This window comes from Streptomyces sp. NRRL WC-3605, assembly GCF_001509795.1.
GTDB classification, from domain to species: Bacteria; Actinomycetota; Actinomycetes; order Streptomycetales; family Streptomycetaceae; genus Streptomyces; species Streptomyces viridochromogenes.
In genome coordinates, this window is the sequence record NZ_LLZN01000063.1 from 23,986 (window position 1) to 38,742 (window position 14,757).

A 14,757-nucleotide genomic window follows, 5' to 3' on the forward strand; every position below is an offset into this window, starting at 1 on the left:
GAATCGTCCGCGCAAGGTGAGTGCTGATGGCACCTCACTTCGCGCCCGCGATTCCGACCCGCCTGTCGATGTGGCAGCGCGTACGCGAGTACGCCGTGCCACCGTCCATGATCGAGACCGCGACCGCGCGGCGTCTCGCCGGTGACTGGGCCGGGGCCTGTGCCGCCGCCCGCGTCGACGTCGATCTCGATCTGCGCGCCGTGCGCACCCGCCACGGCACCGACCTCGCCGCCCGTCTCCGCGCGGACCTGCGCCGGCTGGCGCCGGACCTGCTGCGCTGGCACATGCCGCGGATCGCCCCCGACGGACGGCTCCGCCCCGGCCTCACCCTCTCCCTGGCCCGCTACCCGGGCTCCCTGCACCTCGTGGTCCGTACGCCGCCCGCCTGGGCGGACGCCGGACAGCGGGTGTCGCTGTCCCTGTGGGACGGGTCCGGCGGCGGGCCCTCCTGGGAGCACCATCCGCACCCGCACCCGGACCGGCGATTCCGGCTCGATCTGCACCGGCATCTGTGGGACGCCGGGCGCACTGGGGAGCTGGCGCGCCGCTTCGGCCGGGGCGACGACCCCGACTCCCCTTGGGCCAGGCGGAGTTGGGCCGGAGAGGGCGAACTGCTGCTGCGGACCGAAGGGCTGGGCCCGCGCGGGGCGTTCACCGTGCGGCTGGGCACACGCGACCGGGCCGTACTGGAACTCGTCGCACCCGACGACAGCCACGTGCCCGGCGTACGGCCTCTCGCGCTGCCCGCGCGGGACGTGGCCGCGCTTCCGGTGCTGCCGGAGGCGGCGGCACGGGTCCTGCCGGATCTGGAGTTGCTGCGCGCCGGGTTGATCACGGCGGACCGGCTGCATCCGCTGGTCGCCGCGGCACTCCCTGCGTCCGGTACGGCACCGGAGCGCCGCCCGGCTCCCGAGGCCGCCGATCCGCATCGGGTGGAGTGCCGGGGCGAGGTGCACCGGATCGCGCTGCGCGACGGGGTGCTGACCGCCGTCGACCACGACCCCGTCGAAGTGCGCAGAGAGGAACTGCTGGTCGCGCTCGGCGGCCCCGCCCTGCCCTGTCTGCGGGCGATCGACGCCGTGCACCGCAGCCCCGAGCAACTGCCCGCGGTGCGGGAGCGGCTGCGGCACGGTGACGTCGCCGGGGCGCTGGCCGTCGTCGAGGGGCTGCTCGGTCCCGGCGCCGTCCTGCGGGACGGGCCGCTCCGGGAGGAGCTGGAGTCGGCCCTGACCCGCCGTGTGGCGCACGGGCTGTTCCGCGCGGGACTCGTCCCCGAGCACCCCGCCGCCGGTGGCGGGGCCGAGGCGGGCGCGCCCCGGTTCGGCCGGCGGACGCCTGCCGTCTGGCGCCAGAAGCGCGGCAACCGGGCGCGTCCGCGTACCGGCCTGGCCGCCTGACCCTCTTCCGTTCAGCCGTCGCGGCTGTCCCCCCTTCCCGACTCGACTCATCTGGTGATGCTCATGACTTTCCCTGCCCTCATGCCCTCCGTCGACCGTCAACTCGCCCTCGCCGAGGACCTTCTGACGCTCCTTCGCACCACGACCACCGAGCCGCGCCCCGATGAGCAGCTCGAAGCGCTCACCCTTGCCGTCGCGGCCGATCTGCCGGTCCTGCTCTGGGGCGAACCGGGCATCGGCAAGACCGCGGCACTCACCCAGCTCGCCGCGTCCCTCGACCTTCCGCTGACCACGGTGATCGCCAGCGTCCACGAGCCCACCGACTTCTCCGGCCTGCCCATCGTGGGCGACGACCCGGCGGTGCGCGGGGTGCCGATGGCGCCGCCGCAGTGGGCCGTGGAGCTGGTGCGGGCCGGGCGGGGCCTGCTCTTCCTGGACGAGCTGTCCACCGCGACCCCGGCCGTGCAGGCCGCGCTGCTCAGGGTCGTCCTGGAACGCAAGGTCGGCGCCCTGCAACTGCCGCCCGGCGTACGGATCGTGGCCGCCGCCAACCCGCGCGCGTCGGCGGCGGACGGGTGGGAGCTGAGCCCTCCGCTGGCCAACCGGTTCGTCCACCTGTACTGGGTGCACGACAAGGATGTGGTGGTGCGCGGCCTGGGCGGGGTCTGGCCCCGCGCCGAGCTGCCCCGGCTGGACCCGGAGCGGCTGCCGGAGGCGGTGGCGCTCGCCCGGCGCGCTGTGTGCGGCTTCCTCGAAGCACGGCCCACGCTGATCCACCGTCTGCCGAGCAGCGAGACGCGGCGCGGCGGGGCCTGGCCCTCGCCCCGGAGCTGGGAGGCCGCGCTGACCCTGCTGGCCTTCGGCACGGCGGCCGGGGTGTCCCGGGACGTGCTGGCGCTGCTGGTGCGGGGCGCGGTGGGCGACGGGCCGGGTCTGGAACTCCTCGCCCACCTCGACCGGATGGACCTGCCGGACCCGGAACTGCTGCTCGCCGACCCCGGGAAGGCCGAGCTGCCCGAGCGCGGCGACCTCAGGCAGGCCGCGCTGGAGGCGGTGGTGGCCGCCGTGGGGGCCCGCCCGGAGCGGGAGCGCTGGGAGGCGGCCTGGGCGGTGCTGGTCCGCGCCCTGGAGACGGGGGCGCCGGATCTGCTGGTGGCCCCGGCCAAGGCGCTGGCCGCGGTGCGGCGCGACGACTGGGCGGTGCCGGCGGCGGTGGAACGGCTGGCGTCGATCGTCGGCCTGTCCGAGCGTGCGGAGCGGTCGGTAGCGGTCGCACGGGCGGCGCAGGTGAGGCGATGACGGGGGGCGCGGGCACCGCAGGTGCGGGGAAGACCGGGGGCGCGGGCACCGCAGGTGCGGGGAAGACCGGGGGCGCGGGCACCGCAGGTGCGGGGAAGACCGGGGGCGCGGGCACCGCAGGTGCGGCCAAGACCACGGGCGCGCACACCGACCGTACGGCCGAGACCGCGGGCGCGGGCACCGGGCCCGCCGCGAAGACCAGGGGCGCGCGTGCCGCGCGGCCCGTGCCGCGGCCGATGGCCCCGCCCCCGGCGCCGCGCCCGCCACGGGTCACCGTCCCCACGGTCCCGGCCGGGCCCCGCCCCGCGGACGACTCACCCGGACTGCCGCTGGACCGGGACAAGCTGATGGCCGCCCGCCTGCACGCGGTGGAGGTCCGGCCCTATCTGGCCGCCGCGCTCTTCGCGCTCCACGTGGTGGAGGACCGCTCGGTGCCGACGATGGCGGTCGACGCGTACTGGCGCTGCTACGTCTCCCCCGGCTTCGTCGCCCGCACCCCGGTGGAGGAGCTGGCGGGCGTCTGGGTGCACGAGGTCTCCCATCTGCTCCGGGACCACCATGAGCGCGGCCTGCGCCACGCGCGCGAGAACGAGGCGTACGGGCCCGGCGAACGATTGCGCCGGAACATCGCCGCCGACTTCGAGATCAACGACGACATCTACGGCGACGGCCTGCTCCGGCCGTCCGGCGCGGTGCTGCCGTCGCTGCTGGGGCTGCCCAACGGGCTGCTGATGGAGGAGTACCTGCGGACGTCCTCGATGACGGGGCTCGCCTCGGACCTGTCCTGGCTGGACTGCGGGGGTGGCGCCGACGGCGAGGCACGGCCGTGGGAGCTCGGACCCGAGGGCGCTGACGGGCTGACCCGGCAGCAGCGGGACGCGGTGCGTTTCCGGGTCGCCGAGGGCATCAAGGGCCGCCCGGGCGAGGCCCCGCAGGGATGGCGGCGGTGGGCGGACGAGGCGTTCCATCCGCCGCAGCCGTGGCGGCAGTTGCTGGGCGCGGCCGTGCGGTCGGCGGCCGGGGCGCCGGGGGCGGGCGAGAACCACAGCTACCGGCGTCCGTCCCGGCGCTCGACCGCCGTCCCCGGGGTGGTGCTGCCGAGTCTGCGCCGCACCCCGCCCCGGGTGTGCGTGGTGATCGACACCTCGGGGTCGGTGAGCGACGCCGAGCTGGGCGGCGCGTTGCTGGAGGTGGCGGCGATCGCGCGGGCCGTGGGCGGGCGGCGCGATCTGGTCTCGGTGATCTCCTGCGACGCGGCGGCCGGGATCGCCGTGCCGATCTGCCGTGCCGAGTCCCTGGAGCTGATCGGCGGCGGAGGCACGGATCTGCGGTCCGGTTTCGCGCGGGCGCTGCGCTCGCGGCCCCGCCCGGACGTGGTCGTCGCGCTGACGGACGGCCAGACGCCCTGGCCGTCCGAGCAGCCGCCCTGCCGTACGGTCGTCGGGCTGTTCCCGCGTCCGGTCCGCGCCGTGAACGAGAACGACCCGGACTACGTGCCGGACGCCCCGCCGGCCTGGGCGCGGGTCGTCACCATCGGCTGAGACCGGTGGGCCGGCCGGTACGGCGGAGGGCCGCATCCCCGTCTCCCGGGGATGCGGCCCTCGACTGCCGTGCCGTGCCGCCTACTTGCGGATCAGGCTGCGCAGGACGTACTGCATGATGCCGCCGTTGCGGTAGTAGTCGGCCTCACCGGGGGTGTCGATGCGGACGACCGCGTCGAACTCGACGCCCGTGTCGGTGGTGACCTTGACCGTGCTCGGCGTGGTGCCGTCGTTCAGCTCCTCGACGCCGGTGAAGGAGAAGGTCTCCTCGCCGGTCAGGCCGAGGGACGAGGCGGTGTGGCCCTCGGGGAACTGGAGCGGCAGGACGCCCATGCCGATGAGGTTCGAGCGGTGGATGCGCTCGTACGACTCGGCGATGACGGCCTTGACGCCGAGGAGCGCGGTGCCCTTGGCGGCCCAGTCGCGGGAGGAGCCGGAGCCGTACTCCTTGCCGGCCAGGACGACCAGCGGGATGCCCTGCTCGATGTAGTTGCGCGACGCGTCGTAGATGAACGACACCGGCGCGTCGGGCTGGGTGAAGTCGCGGGTGTAGCCGCCCTCGGTGCCCGGCGCGATCTGGTTGCGCAGGCGGATGTTGGCGAACGTACCGCGGATCATGACCTCGTGGTTGCCGCGGCGCGAGCCGTAGCTGTTGAAGTCGCGGCGCTCGACGCCGTGCTCCGTGAGGTACTTGCCGGCCGGGGTGTCGGCCTTGATGGCGCCGGCCGGGGAGATGTGGTCGGTGGTGACCGAGTCGCCCAGCTTGGCCAGCACGCGGGCACCGCTGATGTCGGTGACCGGCGCGGGCTCCATCTGCATGCCCTCGAAGTAGGGGGGCTTGCGGACGTAGGTGGACTCCGGGTCCCACTCGAAGGTGTCGCCGGTCGGGATCGACAGGGCCTGCCACTGGGCGTCGCCCGCGAAGACGTCCTGGTAGGACTTGGAGAACATGTCCTCGCCGATGGCGTTGGCGACGACGTCGTTGACCTCGGCCTCGGAGGGCCAGATGTCCTTCAGGTAGACCGGGTTGCCGTCCTGGTCGACACCCAGCGCCTCCTTGGTGATGTCCACCTTCATGGAGCCGGCGAGGGCGTACGCGACGACCAGCGGCGGGGACGCCAGGTAGTTCATCTTGACGTCGGGGTTGATCCGGCCCTCGAAGTTGCGGTTGCCAGAGAGGACCGAGGTGACCGCGAGGTCGTGGTCGTTGACGGCCTTGGAGACCTCCTCCGGCAGCGGGCCGGAGTTGCCGATGCAGGTGGTGCAGCCGTAGCCGACGAGGTTGAAGCCGACCTTGTCGAGGTACGGCGTCAGGCCCGCCTTGTCGAAGTAGTCGGTGACGACCTTCGAACCCGGGGCGAGGGTCGTCTTGACCCACGGCTTGCGGGTCAGGCCCTTCTCCACGGCCTTCTTCGCGACGAGCGCGGCGGCGACCATGACGTACGGGTTGGAGGTGTTGGTGCAGGAGGTGATGGCCGCGACCGTCACCGCACCGTGGTCCAGCTCGTAGGTGGTGCCGTCGGGGGCGGTCACCGGAACCGGGTTCGACGGGGCGCCGTTCGGGGCGACGGCCGGGGAGTCGGAGGCCGGGAAGGACTCCTTGCCCGCCTCGTCCACGACGTCGACGTAGTTGAGGACGTCCTGCTTGAACTGCTCGGCGGCGTTCGCGAGGACGATGCGGTCCTGCGGGCGCTTCGGGCCGGCGATGGAGGGGACGACCGTGGAGAGGTCGAGCTCCAGCTTCTCGGAGAAGTCCGGCTCGGCCTTCGGGTCCAGCCAGAGGCCCTGCTCCTTGGCGTAGGCCTCGACGAGCGCGAGCTGCTGCTCGGAGCGGCCGGTCAGCTTCAGGTAGTTGATGGTCTCGGCGTCGATCGGGAAGATCGCGGCGGTGGAGCCGAACTCCGGCGACATGTTGCCGATGGTGGCGCGGTTGGCGAGGCTCGTGGCCGCCACACCCTCGCCGTAGAACTCGACGAACTTGCCGACGACGCCGTGCTTGCGGAGCATCTCGGTGATGGTCAGCACGAGGTCGGTGGCGGTGGTGCCCGGGGTGAGCTCACCGGTCAGCTTGAAGCCGACGACGCGCGGGATCAGCATGGAGACCGGCTGACCGAGCATGGCGGCCTCGGCCTCGATGCCGCCGACGCCCCAGCCGAGGACGCCGAGGCCGTTGACCATGGTGGTGTGCGAGTCGGTGCCGACGAGGGTGTCCGGGTACGCCTGGCCGTTGCGCACCATGACCGTGCGGGCCAGGTGCTCGATGTTCACCTGGTGGACGATGCCGGTGCCCGGGGGGACGACCTTGAAGTCGTCGAAGGCGGTCTGGCCCCAGCGCAGGAACTGGTAGCGCTCCTTGTTGCGGCCGTACTCCAGGTCGACGTTCTGCTTGAAGGCGTCCGACGTGCCGAACTTGTCCGCGATGACGGAGTGGTCGATGACCATCTCGGCCGGCGAGAGCGGGTTGACCTTCGACGGGTCGCCACCGAGGGCCTTGACGGCCTCACGCATGGTCGCGAGGTCCACGACACAGGGCACGCCGGTGAAGTCCTGCATGATCACGCGGGCCGGCGTGAACTGGATCTCCTGCGACGGCTGGGCCTGGGAGTCCCAGCCGCCCAGGGCGCGGATGTGGTCGGCGGTGATGTTCGCGCCGTCCTCGGTGCGGAGGAGGTTCTCCAGCAGCACCTTCAGGCTGTAAGGGAGGCGCGCGGAGCCCTCGACCTTGTCCAGCCGGAAGATCTCGTACGACTCGTCGCCCACCTGCAGCGTGCTGCGGGCGTCGAAGCTGTTCGCCGACACGACAGTCTCCTTCATTGATGTGCGCGTACCACCACGATCCTGCCGCGACGGCCTGTCGGCCGATCCGCTAAGGTAAGGCTAAGTTAGGTAACCCTTACCGTGAGACCGGTCGCGCCGTACGGCTGCGGTGCACCTCGGCAGATATCTCGATGTCGAGATAACTCTAGTACATGAGACCCGGATGGTCATGCCCGGGGCGCGGCGAGCCCGCGCGCCCCGGGTCACGCAGGCCCGCATTGCATGACCATGCGAGATGATGCATACTCTTCCTATGTCCAAGGTCCTCACCTCCCTGCCCACCGGTGAACGGGTCGGAATCGCCTTCTCCGGCGGTCTCGACACGTCGGTCGCGGTCGCCTGGATGCGCGACAAGGGCGCCGTCCCGTGCACCTACACCGCCGACATCGGCCAGTACGACGAGCCCGACATCGCGTCGGTGCCCGGCCGCGCCAAGACCTACGGCGCCGAGGTCGCGCGCCTGGTCGACTGCCGTGCGGCCCTCGTCGAGGAGGGGCTGGCCGCGCTCACCTGCGGCGCGTTCCACATCCGCTCCGGCGGACGCGCGTACTTCAACACGACGCCGCTGGGCCGTGCCGTCACCGGCACCCTGCTGGTGCGGGCGATGCTGGAGGACGACGTCCAGATCTGGGGCGACGGCTCGACCTACAAGGGCAACGACATCGAGCGGTTCTACCGCTACGGCCTGCTCGCCAACCCGCACCTGCGGATCTACAAGCCGTGGCTGGACGCCCACTTCGTGACGGAGCTCGGCGGCCGCAAGGAGATGTCGGAGTGGCTGGTCGCCCACGGCCTGCCGTACCGGGACGCCACGGAGAAGGCGTACTCCACCGACGCCAACATCTGGGGCGCCACCCACGAGGCCAAGACCCTGGAGCACCTGGACACCGGCATCGAGACGGTCGAGCCGATCATGGGCGTCCGGTTCTGGGACCCGTCGGTCGACATCGCCCCCGAGGACGTGACGATCGGCTTCGAGCAGGGCCGCCCCGTCACCGTCAACGGCAAGGAGTTCGCCTCCGCCGTCGACCTGGTGATGGAGGCCAACGCCATCGGCGGCCGGCACGGCCTGGGCATGTCCGACCAGATCGAGAACCGGATCATCGAGGCCAAGAGCCGCGGCATCTACGAGGCGCCGGGCATGGCGCTGCTGCACGCCGCGTACGAGCGCCTGGTCAACGCGATCCACAACGAGGACACCCTCGCCCAGTACCACAACGAGGGCCGGCGCCTCGGCCGGCTGATGTACGAGGGCCGCTGGCTGGACCCGCAGGCGCTGATGATCCGCGAGTCGCTCCAGCGCTGGGTCGGCGCCGCGATCACCGGCGAGGTCACGCTGCGGCTGCGGCGCGGCGAGGACTACTCGATCCTCGACACCACGGGCCCGGCGTTCTCCTACCACCCGGACAAGCTCTCCATGGAGCGCACCGAGGACTCCGCCTTCGGCCCCGTCGACCGCATCGGCCAGCTGACCATGCGCAACCTCGACATCGCCGACTCGCGCGCCAAGCTGGAGCAGTACGTCGGGCTCGGCCTGATCGGCACCGGCAGCCCCACCATCGGCGCCTCCCAGGCCGCCGCGACCGGCCTCATCGGCACCATGCCGGAGCTGCCCGAGGGCGGCGCCGAGGCCATCGCGTCGCGCGGCGAGGTGTCCGAGGAGGACGCGCTGCTGGACCGCGCCGCGATGGAGTCCGGCACGGACTGACGGCTTCACCGGAGGACGGACCTCGAAGGGGCCCGGTACGACGCAGCGCGCGTCGTACCGGGCCCCTTCGCGTGCGCGCCTCCGCCGCACTTGACATGCCTCAGCGCGCGAAGTCGGGGTAAGCGGGTGAGCACCTGACCGACTGGCAACCGACTGGAAAGGGAGGCACGCATGCCCCTCACGTTCCGCAAGAGCTTCCGGATCCTTCCGGGCGTACGGCTCAACATCAACCGCCGCTCCTGGTCCATCACCACCGGTGGCAAGAACGGCCCGCGACACACCCACAGCAGTACCGGACGTCGTACGACATCAATGGATTTGCCCGGACCTTTCGGATGGCGGCGCACCCGTACCAGCAGGGGGCGTTGACAGGCCGTCACCCGAATGGACCCCCCTGAGAGGTGCCATCTCATATGTGAGATAGCCTCAGCCTCATGGCAGACGACTACCTCGTACGCATCGGCAGGCTCATCCGTGACGCCCGGCAACACCGTGGCTGGACACAGACGCAGCTCGCCGAGGCGCTCGGCACCTCTCAGAGCGCCGTCAATCGCATCGAGCGCGGCAACCAGAACATCAGCCTTGAGATGATCGCCCGTATCGGCGAGGCCCTGGACAGCGAGATCGTGTCCCTGGGATACGCCGGTCCGATGCACCTCCGGGTCGTCGGCGGACGTCGGCTGTCGGGTTCCATCGACGTCAAGACGAGCAAGAACGCCTGTGTGGCGCTGCTGTGCGCCTCTCTGCTCAACAAGGGGCGCACAGTACTGCGCCGGGTCGCCCGGATCGAGGAGGTCTACCGCCTCCTCGAGGTCCTCAACTCCATCGGCGTGCGCACCCGTTGGATCAACGGCGGGGTCGACCTGGAACTGGTGCCGCCCGCCGAGCTGGACATGGGCGCGATCGACGCCGAGGCCGCCGTGCGCACCCGGTCGATCATCATGTTCCTCGGCCCGCTGCTGCACCGCATGAACCACTTCAAGCTGCCCTACGCGGGCGGTTGCGACCTCGGTACGCGCACCATCGAGCCGCACATGATCGCGCTGCGCCGCTTCGGCCTGGACGTGGCGGCGACCGAGGGCCAGTACCACGCCATGGTCGACCGGTCCGTGCGGCCCGACCGGCCGATCGTGCTGACCGAGCGCGGCGACACCGTGACGGAGAACGCGCTGCTCGCCGCCGCGCGGCACGACGGCGTCACCGTCATCCGCAACGCCTCCTCCAACTACATGGTCCAGGACCTCTGTTTCTTCCTGGAGGCGCTCGGCGTCCGGGTCGAGGGCATCGGCACCACGACCCTGACCGTGCACGGCGTGCCGACGATCGACGTCGACGTCGACTACTCCCCCTCCGAGGACCCGGTAGAGGCGATGAGCCTGCTGGCGGCGGCCGTGGTGACGGAGTCCGAACTGACGGTGCGCCGGGTGCCGATCGAGTTCCTGGAGATCGAGCTGGCGGTCCTGGAGGAGATGGGCCTCGACCACGACCGCACCCCCGAGTACTTCGCCGACAACGGCCGTACCCGGCTGATCGACCTGACGGTCCGCCCCTCCAAGCTGGAGGCGCCGATCGACAAGATCCACCCGATGCCGTTCCCCGGCCTGAACATCGACAACGTGCCGTTCTTCGCGGCCATCGCGGCCGCCGCGTCCGGCAAGACCCTCATCCACGACTGGGTCTACGACAACCGCGCCATCTACCTGACCGACCTCAACCGCCTCGGCGGCCGCCTCCAGCTCCTGGACCCTCACCGCGTCCTGGTGGAGGGCCCGACCCGCTGGCGCGCCGCCGAGATGATGTGCCCGCCGGCCCTGCGCCCCGCCGTGGTCGTGCTGCTGGCGATGATGGCGGCGGACGGCACGTCCGTGCTGCGCAACGTGTATGTCATCAACCGCGGTTACGAGGACCTGGCGGAGCGGCTGAACTCGATCGGGGCGCAGATCGAGATCTTCCGGGACATCTGAGTCCTCAGAACACCGATGCCGTCAGGTCGAGGAAGCGGAGCAGGAAGAACCCGGCGATGATCAGGGATCCGGCCACGACCAGCCCCAGCCAGATGTAGGGGTGCTCCCAGACGCCGCCGTCCGGACGTTCTTCGTGCGCCTCGGCGGTCGAGCCCTCGACGGGAGGCGTCTCGGTCGGCCTGCTGAGTGGTTCGGTCACGTTGCTCACCGCTTTCCTCTCGCGGGCGGGCGCCGTTCTGGCGCCCGCCCGTCGCCGGTGCCCTCGGGACCCTGTGTGACGGGGAGCAGGTGCCGCCCCCTCCCTGAGACCGGTAGGGCGGCGGCCGCCTCGCGTTCGCGTGCCGCCTGCTCCGGGTGCCGGCGCTGCCAGTACGGGTTGTCGTGGGACAGCTTGCTGGAGACCCGGCCGTACATCCCGAACGTGGCGATGATCAGCCCCATGACGAAGCTGAAGATCACGTTCGTCATGCCGAAGTCGAGGATGTTGGCCGGGCGGTCCAGGACGAAGACGTGCGCGAAACCGCTCAGCACGAACAGCGCGCCGACCGTCATGTTGAGGGTCGAGGCGAAGTTGCCGCCGATGACCGCGCCGCCGAGCAGCGCGAGACCGACGACGGCGGAGATGGCGCTGAGGGCGACGTTGGTGGTCATACCGGCGATCGTGTCGCCGGCCGTGTCGAACGGGCTCAGCGCGTCGGCGAAGCCGAGTCCCGCGAAGACCAGCAGGACGACGCCGCAGAAGCCTGCGCCGTAGCGGTAGACGGTGGCGAGATGGTGATCGACGGGCAGTTCGTCCCTGAGCTTCATAACCCTGTTTCGGACCCTATGTCGGCTTTGGATGCGGCGAGGGTCATGCGGACCGGCGAATCCGTCTCTCGGCGAACGACTCCCCTCGTCCCCGCGCGCACGGCAGAGAAACCGGTCGCGCCGGCGCATCCGTGGCACCCCCCGGCAGCGAAGCCCCTGTGAGACCTCAGCAGACATAAGCCCTATGAAGGGATGATCCGCATGACCTCCCGGACCACCATCGCCGTCGCCGCATCGGCCGGAGCCTGCGCTCTGGCCTTCGGCGTGACCGCACCCGCCGCCATGGCTGCTCCTCGACAGGCACAGGACACCGGCATGGTGTCCGTCTTCCACGGCATTCCCGGCATGACGGTCGACGTCTACGCCAACGGCGACAAGCTGCTCAGCGACTTCAAGCCCGGCACGGTGACCGATCCGCAGTCCCTGAAGGCGGGGACCTACGACATCGAGATCTTCGAAGCCGGTCAGAACCCCGACGGCACCCCCGCCCTGGAGAAGCAGGTGAAGGTGTCCGAAGGCGGCAACGCCACGGTCGCGGCACACCTCTCCGCCAACGGCAAGCCGGAGTTGACGGCGTTCGTCAACGACGTCTCGAAGGTGGACGCGGGCAAGGCACGCCTGACCGTGCGCCATGTCGCGGCGGCGCCCGCCGTCGACGTACGCGCCGGCGGACAGCCCGTCTTCACCGACCTGACCAACCCGAACCAGGACAGCGCGGCCGTCGACGCGGGCACCGTGAACGCCGACGTCGTCCTGGCCGGCACCGACACCGTGGCCATCGGCCCGGCCGACCTCGACCTCAAGGAGGGCACGAGCAACATCGTCTACGCCTGGGGCAGCGCCGCGGACAAGAACCTGGCGCTGGCGACCCAGACGTTCAGCGGCATGGAGACGATGCCCGACGGGGCGCATGCCGGCGTCAGCGGTGCCGCCGTCACGCCGAACTCCTCCGACCAGTGGCTCGCGTGGGCCGCGGCGGCCGGAGCGATCACTCTGACGGGCGTCATGGTGGCCCGCCGGGTCGCCGGCCGGCGTGGCTGACACCGCCCGACGGCTGACCGGACCGGCGACGGCGGCTGCCGCTGTGGCAGCCGTCCTCGCCGTTTCGTGCGGGCCGTCGGAGCCCGCACCCGCACCGCCCGACTTCGGGTCCGCGCCCGCGCGGCAGCGAGCGGCGACGGCCCCGGCGCCGAGCAGTACCGAGTCACCGCCCGGCACCGCCGCGGCCGCGCCGCCGGAGCGCGTCCAGGTTCGGGACGTGGGCCTCGACGCCCGCGTTCAGCCGGTCGGCGTGACCGAGCGGGGAGACATGACCGTCCCCGACGACCCCTCCATGGCCGGGTGGTACCGCTTCGGCCCGGCGCCCGGCAGCCCCGAGGGGTCGGCCGTGCTCGTCGGGCACGTGGACGGCGAGACGGGCGACCTCGGCGAGTTCGCCGCGCTCTACGACGTACGGCGCGGCGATGGCGTCGAGGTCCGGCGAGCGGAGGCCGCGCCGGTCGTCTACCGCGTCGTCTCGCGCGCCACCGTGCCCAAGGACGAGTTGCCGCCCTCGGCGTTCCGCCGAACCGGCGATCCCGTCCTCACGCTGATCACCTGTGCACCGCCGTTCGAGCCCGAGCGCGGCGGCTACCAGGCCAACCTCGTCGTCACGGCGGAGCCGGTGCGCGAGTGACGGCGTCGCCTCCCGTGCGAAGGGCTCGTGTTGCGGCAGGTCGTGTCGTGTCCAGGCTGCCGCCGTGAACTGGACCGGATGATCCGCGTGGTGGCCGCCGCGCGCGGTGCCCAGACCTCGGACCTGCCGGCGGCGCCGCCCGAGCGGGTGTGGCGGCACATCACGCGGGAGGTCCTGCACGAGTCCGACGGACTCCCGGACCCCAGGTGGCACCCGGGCCGCCCGTCTCCCGTTCGGAGGGCATCCGTGCGACGAAGCGCCCGGTCAGCCGGCGCGGGAGCTCGAGAGGGCTTCCTCGTGCTCGTCCTGGCCACCGGCGTCCCGCTCGTCCGGTGGTTGCGGGCAGGGCAGGCCGCGGGCCTGCCCTGCGGCGCCGGTCCGCCTACCGCGCGTAACAGCCCCCGTGTGCTCGCTCGGCTGTACGGGGTCCGGCTCGCGCCTGCGCACGTTCACGTCCGCCCTGGAGCGGGCCGTTCACTGGATCAGGTCGGTGTGCGGGTGCTCGGGGGAGGCCGGGCAGACGTAGAGCTGCATGTTGTCGGCGCTGCCCACCTCCACCCTCGTGGGCTGCGCGGGGGACAGACCGGCGATGTGGGCGCCTGCATGGGCGGCGGCCCGGTCCTCGTACGGGGCCCAGCCGTGCGTACTGCCGTCCCACTCGAAGGAGGCGATGGTCAGCAGCGGGACCATCCGCGCTTCGCAGACGGCACAGGACCGGGGGTACGGGTCGGTGCGGCCCCACGGCGGCCATCCGCCGGCCTTCCAGCCGGGGGCGTCGGCCAGGTCGCTGTCGTAGAACTCCACCGGATACTCCTCGTAGGAGTCGTCCAGGTCCGCGCCGGCCGCCTGCCATCTGCTCCAGTCCCCCACCGCCTCCCTCAGCTCCGGGCTCAGATCGAGGCTGTCGGGATACTCGGTGATCGCCTCCGGTGCCAGCAGGCACGGCTCCGGCACGTAGCCCGGGTAGTTGGCCTCGTACGGTTCCGGTGGCGCGTCGAGGACGTCGACGACCGAGGCCGCGGACCGCCAGAACAGCGCGGTCGCGGGCTTCCAGTTCGGCTCGTGGTCGTAGGGACACCAGAGGATCTGGAGCAGATCGGCCCCTGCGGGCGGCCGCAGCAGGGGCACGTCGCGCAGATACAGCTGGGCCACGGGCAGCAGGGGGACCGGGCACTCCTCGGGCTCTGGCGGGCCGGCTTCCAGCCGCTCCGCGAGCCGCGCAGCCTTCCGCTCCAGGGCCGCCACCTCCTCGGGCGTGAACGAGGGGCCGTAGGGGTCGCCATACCGCTGGGCCCGCCGGTGCCTGTCGAGCCGTATCTCTGCCGGTGACTCGCGGAATCCGCTGTCACCATGCAGGTGCGCGTCCTCGCAGTGCGGCCAGGGTTCCCTGGCCGGCCACAGCAACGGGCCCCCGACCGAGCTGTCCCGGACCGAAGGCGATCCCGGGCGGGGATGCAGCCGGACGGCGGGACGGGCCAGCGGAGCCAGTTCGGGAAAGACCGCGGTCACGTCGACAGGCCGCGGCGGAGTAGTCCGTTCGAACGCCATG

Annotated in this window: 12 protein-coding genes; 8 read left to right on the forward strand and 4 right to left on the reverse strand. The window is 71.9% G+C overall.

Annotated features, from left to right (window positions below):
* Positions 1 to 26: 26 nt before the first annotated feature.
* The 3 genes from ADL34_RS20395 (at position 27) to ADL34_RS20405 (ending at position 4,237) form a co-directional block, all read left to right on the forward strand.
* Positions 27 to 1,397, forward strand: a complete 1,371-nt coding sequence (locus ADL34_RS20395; protein WP_062670323.1) for a hypothetical protein — start codon at positions 27 to 29, stop codon at positions 1,395 to 1,397.
* Positions 1,398 to 1,478: 81 nt separating this feature from the next.
* Complete coding sequence (locus ADL34_RS20400) at positions 1,479 to 2,696, forward strand: AAA family ATPase (RefSeq protein ID WP_234375058.1); 1,218 nt, start codon at positions 1,479 to 1,481, stop codon at positions 2,694 to 2,696.
* A gap of 347 nt (positions 2,697 to 3,043) precedes the next feature.
* Positions 3,044 to 4,237: a DUF2201 family putative metallopeptidase gene (locus ADL34_RS20405; protein WP_062670478.1), complete on the forward strand. Its 1,194-nt coding sequence runs from the start codon at positions 3,044 to 3,046 to the stop codon at positions 4,235 to 4,237.
* Positions 4,238 to 4,318: 81 nt separating this feature from the next.
* Here ADL34_RS20405 and acnA read toward each other — a convergent pair whose 3' ends face one another.
* Positions 4,319 to 7,036, reverse strand: coding sequence for an aconitate hydratase AcnA (gene acnA, locus ADL34_RS20410; protein ID WP_062670482.1), 2,718 nt, complete (start codon positions 7,034 to 7,036; stop codon positions 4,319 to 4,321).
* Positions 7,037 to 7,307: 271 nt separating this feature from the next.
* On the opposite strand from acnA, the gene argG reads away from it, so the two are divergent.
* The 3 genes from argG (at position 7,308) to ADL34_RS20420 (ending at position 10,726) form a co-directional block, all read left to right on the forward strand.
* Positions 7,308 to 8,762, forward strand: coding sequence for an argininosuccinate synthase (gene argG, locus ADL34_RS20415; protein WP_062670325.1), 1,455 nt, complete (start codon positions 7,308 to 7,310; stop codon positions 8,760 to 8,762).
* Between the two features lie 171 nt (positions 8,763 to 8,933).
* The gene (locus tag ADL34_RS34960) at positions 8,934 to 9,131 is read left to right on the forward strand and encodes a DUF4236 domain-containing protein (protein ID WP_079034300.1); all 198 of its coding nucleotides are present in this window, start codon (positions 8,934 to 8,936) and stop codon (positions 9,129 to 9,131) included.
* A gap of 65 nt (positions 9,132 to 9,196) precedes the next feature.
* Positions 9,197 to 10,726 carry a helix-turn-helix domain-containing protein gene (locus tag ADL34_RS20420; RefSeq protein WP_062670327.1) on the forward strand — a complete coding sequence of 510 codons (1,530 nt, stop codon included), beginning with the start codon at positions 9,197 to 9,199 and terminating at the stop codon, positions 10,724 to 10,726.
* Positions 10,727 to 10,730: 4 nt separating this feature from the next.
* On the opposite strand, the gene ADL34_RS20425 is transcribed toward ADL34_RS20420, so the two are convergent.
* Entirely contained in the window at positions 10,731 to 10,925 is a 195-nt protein-coding gene (locus tag ADL34_RS20425; protein ID WP_062670484.1) for a hypothetical protein, read from the reverse strand.
* A gap of 5 nt (positions 10,926 to 10,930) precedes the next feature.
* On the reverse strand, positions 10,931 to 11,533 hold the full coding sequence (locus ADL34_RS20430; RefSeq protein WP_062670329.1) for a DUF4383 domain-containing protein: 603 nt from the start codon (positions 11,531 to 11,533) through the stop codon (positions 10,931 to 10,933).
* A 201-nt stretch (positions 11,534 to 11,734) separates the two neighbouring features.
* Here ADL34_RS20430 and ADL34_RS20435 point away from each other — a divergent pair, with 201 nt between their 5' ends.
* Together ADL34_RS20435 and ADL34_RS34965 are read left to right on the forward strand one after the other, a co-directional pair.
* Entirely contained in the window at positions 11,735 to 12,574 is an 840-nt protein-coding gene (locus tag ADL34_RS20435; protein WP_062670486.1) for a DUF4397 domain-containing protein, read from the forward strand.
* A 217-nt stretch (positions 12,575 to 12,791) separates the two neighbouring features.
* Complete coding sequence (locus ADL34_RS34965) at positions 12,792 to 13,208, forward strand: class F sortase (RefSeq protein ID WP_079034301.1); 417 nt, start codon at positions 12,792 to 12,794, stop codon at positions 13,206 to 13,208.
* Between the two features lie 474 nt (positions 13,209 to 13,682).
* Here ADL34_RS34965 and ADL34_RS20445 read toward each other — a convergent pair whose 3' ends face one another.
* Positions 13,683 to 14,756 carry a hypothetical protein gene (locus tag ADL34_RS20445; protein WP_062670331.1) on the reverse strand — a complete coding sequence of 358 codons (1,074 nt, stop codon included), beginning with the start codon at positions 14,754 to 14,756 and terminating at the stop codon, positions 13,683 to 13,685.
* Position 14,757: the final 1 nt, after the last annotated feature.

Coding starts and splice junctions, on each gene's coding strand:
- ADL34_RS20445 (WP_062670331.1), bottom strand. CDS start 14,756: ATGGCGTTCGAACGGACTACTCCGCCGCGGCCTGTCGACGTGACCGCG.
- ADL34_RS20405 (WP_062670478.1), top strand. CDS start 3,044: ATGGCCGCCCGCCTGCACGCGGTGGAGGTCCGGCCCTATCTGGCCGCC.
- argG (WP_062670325.1), top strand. CDS start 7,308: ATGTCCAAGGTCCTCACCTCCCTGCCCACCGGTGAACGGGTCGGAATC.
- ADL34_RS20430 (WP_062670329.1), bottom strand. CDS start 11,533: ATGAAGCTCAGGGACGAACTGCCCGTCGATCACCATCTCGCCACCGTC.
- ADL34_RS34960 (WP_079034300.1), top strand. CDS start 8,934: ATGCCCCTCACGTTCCGCAAGAGCTTCCGGATCCTTCCGGGCGTACGG.
- ADL34_RS20400 (WP_234375058.1), top strand. CDS start 1,479: ATGCCCTCCGTCGACCGTCAACTCGCCCTCGCCGAGGACCTTCTGACG.
- ADL34_RS20420 (WP_062670327.1), top strand. CDS start 9,197: ATGGCAGACGACTACCTCGTACGCATCGGCAGGCTCATCCGTGACGCC.
- ADL34_RS20395 (WP_062670323.1), top strand. CDS start 27: ATGGCACCTCACTTCGCGCCCGCGATTCCGACCCGCCTGTCGATGTGG.
- ADL34_RS20435 (WP_062670486.1), top strand. CDS start 11,735: ATGACCTCCCGGACCACCATCGCCGTCGCCGCATCGGCCGGAGCCTGC.